The sequence below is a fragment of the Sinomicrobium pectinilyticum genome, assembly GCF_003725735.1.
GTDB lineage: Bacteria > Bacteroidota > Bacteroidia > Flavobacteriales > Flavobacteriaceae > Sinomicrobium > Sinomicrobium pectinilyticum.
Genome location: NZ_RJTM01000179.1, coordinates 22,275 through 28,965 on the forward strand (window position 1 = coordinate 22,275; position 6,691 = coordinate 28,965).

General features: G+C 45.8%; 6 protein-coding genes and 1 riboswitch. All 6 genes read right to left on the minus strand.

Going from position 1 to position 6,691, the window contains the following annotated elements; translation table 11 throughout:
- Nucleotides 1-48 precede the first annotated feature (48 nt).
- Genes thiH through thiS form a run of 6 tightly spaced genes read right to left on the minus strand, consistent with a single transcriptional unit; the run spans nucleotide 49 to nucleotide 6,214 of the window.
- On the minus strand, nucleotides 49-1,215 hold the full coding sequence (gene thiH, locus ED312_RS22230; protein WP_123218216.1) for a 2-iminoacetate synthase ThiH: 1,167 nt from the start codon (nucleotides 1,213-1,215) through the stop codon (nucleotides 49-51).
- A 20-nt stretch (nucleotides 1,216-1,235) separates the two neighbouring features.
- Entirely contained in the window at nucleotides 1,236-2,015 is a 780-nt protein-coding gene (locus ED312_RS22235) for a thiazole synthase (RefSeq protein ID WP_123218217.1), read from the minus strand.
- Between the two features lie 7 nt (nucleotides 2,016-2,022).
- Nucleotides 2,023-3,441 (minus strand): thiamine phosphate synthase, encoded by a 1,419-nt coding sequence (locus tag ED312_RS22240; protein ID WP_123218218.1) that lies wholly within the window; start codon nucleotides 3,439-3,441, stop codon nucleotides 2,023-2,025.
- Nucleotides 3,438-4,079: a thiamine phosphate synthase gene (locus tag ED312_RS22245; RefSeq protein WP_148044352.1), complete on the minus strand. Its 642-nt coding sequence runs from the start codon at nucleotides 4,077-4,079 to the stop codon at nucleotides 3,438-3,440. The genes ED312_RS22240 and ED312_RS22245 overlap by 4 nt, the downstream gene beginning before the upstream one ends.
- 19 nt (nucleotides 4,080-4,098) lie before the next feature.
- On the minus strand, nucleotides 4,099-5,934 hold the full coding sequence (thiC, locus tag ED312_RS22250) for a phosphomethylpyrimidine synthase ThiC (RefSeq protein ID WP_123218220.1): 1,836 nt from the start codon (nucleotides 5,932-5,934) through the stop codon (nucleotides 4,099-4,101).
- 46 nt (nucleotides 5,935-5,980) lie between these two features.
- A complete protein-coding gene (gene thiS / locus ED312_RS22255; protein ID WP_123218221.1) occupies nucleotides 5,981-6,214 on the minus strand; it encodes a sulfur carrier protein ThiS in 234 nt (77 codons plus the stop codon).
- Between the two features lie 95 nt (nucleotides 6,215-6,309).
- Nucleotides 6,310-6,434: riboswitch (TPP riboswitch) on the minus strand.
- Nucleotides 6,435-6,691 lie beyond the last annotated feature (257 nt).

A 6,691-nucleotide genomic window follows, 5' to 3' on the forward strand; every position in this document is an offset into this window, starting at 1 on the left:
TTTACAAATTTACATAATTCAATATAGTAAAGAGGATATTGGTATATATTAATATCCTTTTTCCCAGTCTTTCCACACTACTTCATATCCCTGGTCATGCACCATGTCAGTGATCTCTTCCGTACTTCTCTCATCTGAAATTTCAAATTGCTCCAGCGATTGTGGGTCTACCACATACCCTCCGGGATTGGTTTTGGATTCCGCACTGATGGAATTTATTCCCAGCCTGATAATGTTATTCCGGAAATTCATGTTTTCCCTTGTAGAAAGAGAAAGTTCCACATCTTCATCGAGTATCCTGTAAGCAAAAATAAGCTGTGCAAGGTCGGAGTCTGTCATAACGACTTTAGGCTCCAGCCCTCCCGAATGGGGCCGTAACCGGGGAAAGGATATGGAATATCTCGTTTTCCAATATTTTTTTTGCAGGTATTTGAGGTGAAGTGCAGTAAAAAAACTGTCCGTTCTCCAGTCTTTCAGCCCGAAAAGGGCTCCGAGCCCGGTTTTGTGTATACCGGCTTCTCCCAGGCGGTCAGGAGTGTCCAGGCGATATTTGAAATTCGATTTTTTTCCTTTCGGATGATGGATTTTATAACATTCTTCGTGGTATGTTTCCTGGTAGACCAGTACGGCATAAAGCCCTTCTTCTATCAATTCGCGATATTCATCCGTATCCAGCGGCTGTACTTCAATACTGATATTGGAAAAGTAAGGGCGGATCAGCCGTATGGCATTTTTCAGATAAGGTACTCCTACAGTGCTGTTCGCTTCCCCGGTAACAAGTAATATATGGTCATATCCTTTGTTCTTCAGGAAATCAGCTTCCCGGAGGATTTCTTCATCGGTAAGGGTCCTCCGCGGTATTTTGTTGGTGAGGCTGAATCCGCAGTAAGTACAAATATTCTGGCATTCGTTAGACAGGTACATGGGAGCGTACATCTGTATCACTTTTCCGAAACGGCGTTGTGTGATTTGCATGCTTTTCCCGGCCATTTGTTCCAGGAAAGGTCTGGCAGCCGGAGAAATAAGGGCCTTGAAGTCTTCCAGGTTTCGTTTGGTATTTTGCAGGGCCCTTCGGACATCCGATGCGGTTTTCGCATATATTTCCTCTTCTATATCCTTCCATGCATATTCTCGGAATACTTCGTAAAAAAGGTCCCTTCCCGTTTTGTTTCCGGATGGTACCCTGTTTTTGCTATGTTGAGATGTTACAGACATTTTATTTTACTTCTTGGAATTTACAATGATCCGCTAAGAAAGGAGGTCAATGGGCTACTCGCTTCCGCTCCCGGTTTTACCGGCGCCAAACGGGCATGATAAGCACTTCTTCCCGCCTGAATGGCCAGTTTAAAAGCACGGGCCATAGCTACGGGATCTCCCGCAACTGCAATGGCAGTATTGACCAGTACGGCATCTGCCCCGGTTTCCATGGCGGCAGCGGCATGAGAAGGGCTTCCTATCCCCGCATCTACAATGACGGGAACATTGCTCTGTCCAATGATGATTTCCAGGAAATCCAGGGTTTTCAGTCCCTTATTACTGCCTATGGGAGCTCCCAACGGCATAACACACTGTACACCCACTTCCTCCAGGCGTTTGCACAATACAGGATCGGCATGGATATAGGGCATGACCACAAAACCTTTTTTGACCAGTTCTTCTGCCGCCAGCAGGGTTTCTATCGGGTCCGGCAACAGGTATTTCGGGTCCGGATGGATTTCCAGTTTAACCCAGTTGGTTTCCAGGGCTTCCCTTGCCAGTTGGGCTGCAAATACCGCTTCTTTGGCTGTTCGTACTCCCGAAGTGTTAGGTAGCAGGTTTATTCCTGTATCCAGGAGAGAAGTATGTATATCTTCCGATTTGTCTTCCGGGTTTACCCTTTTCAGGGCTACCGTGGCGAGTTCGCTTTCCGAAGCCATGACTGCTTTTTTCATCAGGCCTACGGAACTGAATTTACCTGTACCTATAAAAAGACGGGATGTGAATTCTCTTTCTGCTATAATTAAGGTATCTTTCATAAAATCATTATCTTTTGACAGGAACCGTTCTGGTCCTGTCCGTTGTTTTTTGGAAATACTCCTGTATGGTAGCAATAGTCTTTTCCAGCTCAATGCTATTATTTTCACTATGTTTTTGTGTTAAAAGACCGGAAACAGCTACTCCGGTGATCCCTGTTTCCAGGATGGGTAGAATATCTTCGCCGGTGATTCCGCCTATGGCTACAATGGGAATATCTATTTTCTTTTGCTTTACTTTTTCCATAATGCGGGAATACCCTTGGATTCCCAGCACTGGACTGAGGTTCGTCTTTGTGGTAGTGAACCGAAAAGGGCCGAGCCCGATATAATTTACATTTTCACGGGCCAGTTCTTCTATATCTTCCATAGTGTTTGCCGTGCCCCCGATGGTAAAGCCGGGGCCGAGGATTTTTCGGGCTTCTCCCGGCGGCAGATCGTTTTTTCCTAAATGGACACCGTCCGCTCCCGTTGCTTTAGCAACAGATACACTGTCATCAATAAGTAACCTGGCACCATATTGCCTGCATATGTCCAGGGCATGAAAGGCCGTTTTTAAGATCTCCCTCTCCGGATAATTTTTCATTCGAAGCTGCACCCATTTACCGCCGGATATACAAACATTGTGTATATGCTCCAGGTGCTCTTCCGGATTTTGTCCCTGGGAAATGTATTGCAAAGACAGTTTTTCCGTTTTTACCTTCCGTAAACCGTCCAGAAGAAAACGATAGGTATATTCTTTAGCCAGTTCGCATGATTTTTCCGGAGAATATCCCTGCTCCAGATAAGTGGCTATGGCCGTAGAAAGCACACATCCGCTTCCATGCCGGTCGATGTTGAGAATTTCACGTGGTGGAAATTCCAGAGGAAGGAGGTTTTTTCTGTACAGGATATCAGTCCCCCTGCGGTCATCCCGGTGTCCTCCCTTCAGGAAAAGATGGCAACGGGAAGATATTTCGGTAATGGTCTCCGCGATATTCCGGCCTCCCGAAAGGATTTTGATCTCGTCATAGTTCGGGGTGATGAGGTAACATTGCTCCAGGAGTTTATATAATTCCGTCAGCTTTATGCTATCGTGAAACGTATAGCCGCTGCCGGATTTTACCACCGGGTCCCAGATAATACGAATAGCCGGATTTTTGTATTTCAGGAAGTTTAGAATTTGATGAAGCACCTCTGTGGTTTCCACGATACCGATTTTTGCGATTTGTACGGGGTACCTGTCCATAAGGATTTCCAGTTGTTCCAAAATGATTCCCGCATCGGTCCATATACATTTTTTGAATGTAAGATCGTCCTGTATCGTTAGTGCCGTACAAACACTCAGTCCTTTACCCCCCAGTTGCCGGATGGTATCGATATCGGCCGTTATCCCTGCACCGCCAGAGGGATCATGTCCTGCAATAGTAAGTATATAGGGTTTTATCATGGCTTTACGGATTTTACATTCTTAATATTAATGATATCCAGTACTGTTTCAGGAAAGCTGGAAAAAGCCTTTGCCGGGTCTTTGGCATTCCATATATATCCCAGAACGGCAGCTCCGGAAAAACCGGTTTTTAATACGCCGGAAATGTTCCCTGGAGTAATACCCCCCAGGGCGATGACCGGAAATGAAATATTTTCCCCGGATATATCAAAACGGCGCCCTTTGTACCCCGCCTTGGAAATGCTGTCAAAAACAGGGCCCAGAAAAGCATAATCAAAGAGATGGTCTCCGTAGGATCTCAAAGTTTCCAAAGAATGAAAAGACGTACTTACGGAGAATCCCTTATCCTGGTACCTGCCCGGTAATATTTCAATATCCTCCTTACTGCTTTCGCGGATCCTTTCAGGAAGATGTATCCCCTTCAGGTGATAATCATCAGCGAGGTCATAGTGCCCGTGCAGCACGATTTTCGGATGATATATATCCGGAAGGGCCTTGAGGAACCTGACCGCCTCTGTCCGGCTCATTCCGGGTTTCCGAAGGTGGAGTAGGGGCATCCCCGTCTGAAACAAGCGGACGATATCCGGTAGGTCATCGAAATCATTATCCGGTCGGGTTATTACAATAGGTCCGGTCATAGATTTGATAATATGTCGGTTATAAGTATATTTCACTTCCTTTTTCTGTGAATTCCCTGGCTTTTTCTTTCATGCCTTCCGTGATTTTCTGCTCCTCCAGGTCGCGTATCTCCTGGGATATTTTCATCGAACAGAATTTCGGGCCGCACATGGAACAGAAATGGGCGACTTTAGCACCTTCGGCCGGCAGGGTCTCGTCATGGAACTCACGGGCCGTATCGGGATCGAGGGAAAGGTTGAACTGGTCTTCCCAGCGGAACTCGAATCTCGCTTTGCTCAAGGCATCATCCCTGTATTGCGCTCCGGGATGGCCTTTGGCCAGGTCTGCAGCATGTGCAGCAATCTTATAGGTGATAACCCCGGTTTTTACGTCTTCTTTATTGGGAAGTCCCAGGTGCTCTTTCGGCGTAACATAACACAGCATTGCCGTGCCGTACCAACCGATCATGGCAGCACCAATACCGGAGGTGATGTGGTCATATCCCGGAGCAATATCGGTAGTCAGTGGCCCGAGCGTGTAAAAGGGCGCTTCCCCGCAGGTGCTGAGTTGTTTATCCATATTCTCCTTTATCATATGCATAGGTACATGTCCCGGTCCTTCGATAATGGTCTGAACATCGTGTTTCCACGCTGTTTTGGTTAACTCTCCCAAAGTTTCCAGTTCGGCAAACTGGGCTTCGTCGTTGGCATCCGCAAGGCTTCCGGGACGAAGGCCGTCCCCAAGGGAGAAAGACACGTCGTATGCTTTCATGATCTCACATATTTCCTCGAAATGCGTATATAAGAAGCTTTCCTTATGATGTGCAAGGCACCATTTTGCCATAATAGAACCTCCCCTGGAGACTATGCCGGTTACCCGTTTGGCAGTCATTGGAATGTAGCGTAGCAATACTCCGGCGTGAATCGTAAAATAATCAACTCCCTGTTCGGCCTGCTCTATAAGGGTGTCGCGGAAAATATCCCAGCTAAGGTCTTCGGCAATTCCGTTGACTTTTTCCAGGGCCTGGTAGATAGGAACAGTACCTATGGGGACAGGGGAATTGCGGAGGATCCATTCGCGGGTTTCATGTATGTTCTTCCCGGTAGAAAGATCCATAATGGTATCGGCACCCCAACGGCATGCCCATACGGCTTTTTCTACTTCCTCTTCTATATTGGAGGTGACGGCGGAATTACCGATGTTGGCATTTATTTTAACGAGGAAATTACGTCCTATGATCATAGGTTCGCTTTCCGGATGATTGATGTTACTGGGGATAACAGCCCGTCCTTTGGCTACTTCATCCCTAACAAATTCCGGAGTGATCACTTTCGGGATTGCAGCTCCCCAGCTGTTTCCCGGATGTTGTTGAGATAGTTGATGTATTTCCTGTAATTTCTGGTTTTCCCGTATGGCTATGAATTCCATTTCCGGGGTAATGATTCCCTTTTTGGCATAGTGCATCTGGGTTACATTCTGCCCCGGCCTGGCACGCAGTGGTTTCCGGATATGCTTAAAACGGAGAATATCAAGATCCGTATTATACAGTCTTTTATTGGAATATGCCGAACTGAACTCGGGCAATTGCTCTACGTCGTTCCGGGAGGCGATCCATTGACTGCGGACCGGGGGGATACCTTTTTCCACATCGATAGTCATGGAAGGGTCGGTAAAGGGCCCGCTGGTATCATATACGGTTACAGGCGGATTCGTTTCCGTTGCCCCGGTAAGAGAGTTTTTGGAGTCGCTCAATGTTATTTCACGCATCGGGACACGGATGTCGGGATATAAGGTCCCGGGGACATATACTTTTCTGGAGTTGGGCAAAGGGGTCCTGGTGATGATTTGTTTGCCCGGTGTTTTGTCTTTTTTCATTGGAAAGTTTTTAAGTTATACGGAATAAAGAGAAATGATGATAAAACTATCCTCCCTGGGTGGCTTTGATGATGAGGATATCTTGTTTGTCGGACAATATGTAGGTTGTCCATTGCTTTTGCGGAATGATTTCTCTGAAAAATTCTTCTTCTGAAGACGAACTGAGAGCAATGGCAATACCCTGTGGCGGAATGGCCATGTGCTGGATGAGGTCTGTAATAGTACTTTGCGAAGCTAAAGAAACAGCTTTGTCGTTTACATTTACCGTTATTGTTTCCATACTTTTTGATTTAAAGTTTCAGGAACAATAGGAAATGCTTATAGGTAAGAATATGTGAAAACAAAATCCGGGCAGCGGATTTCTCTTTTCAGAAAGTACAATATTCGCCTTTTCCCTTCGCCGGTATTATCCGGATCAGGTTCCGAGGGTATTTCTCAGCCTTATTCCACGCCCGTTTATCATCTGCGGTGTGGAGTGTAAAGCACCCCTAAAGTTCTTGTTACAAAGATATATAAAAATTGTGGGGATAAAAAAAGGAAGTAAGGTATATATAGGAAAGTAAAAATATGATCTTTTTATAGCTGTTTTTGAGGTTAGGAAGGGGACCGGGTGTTTAATATAAGGATGAATGTACCCCAAAAAAACAGAAATGTAATTTCTAATTGTTTCATATTCAGGGTGGAGATAAGAATATCAAAAAAACTTCATTTTTTGTTTGTGGGATTGGGGAAAGAGGTTTTATCTTTGCCCCCGCTT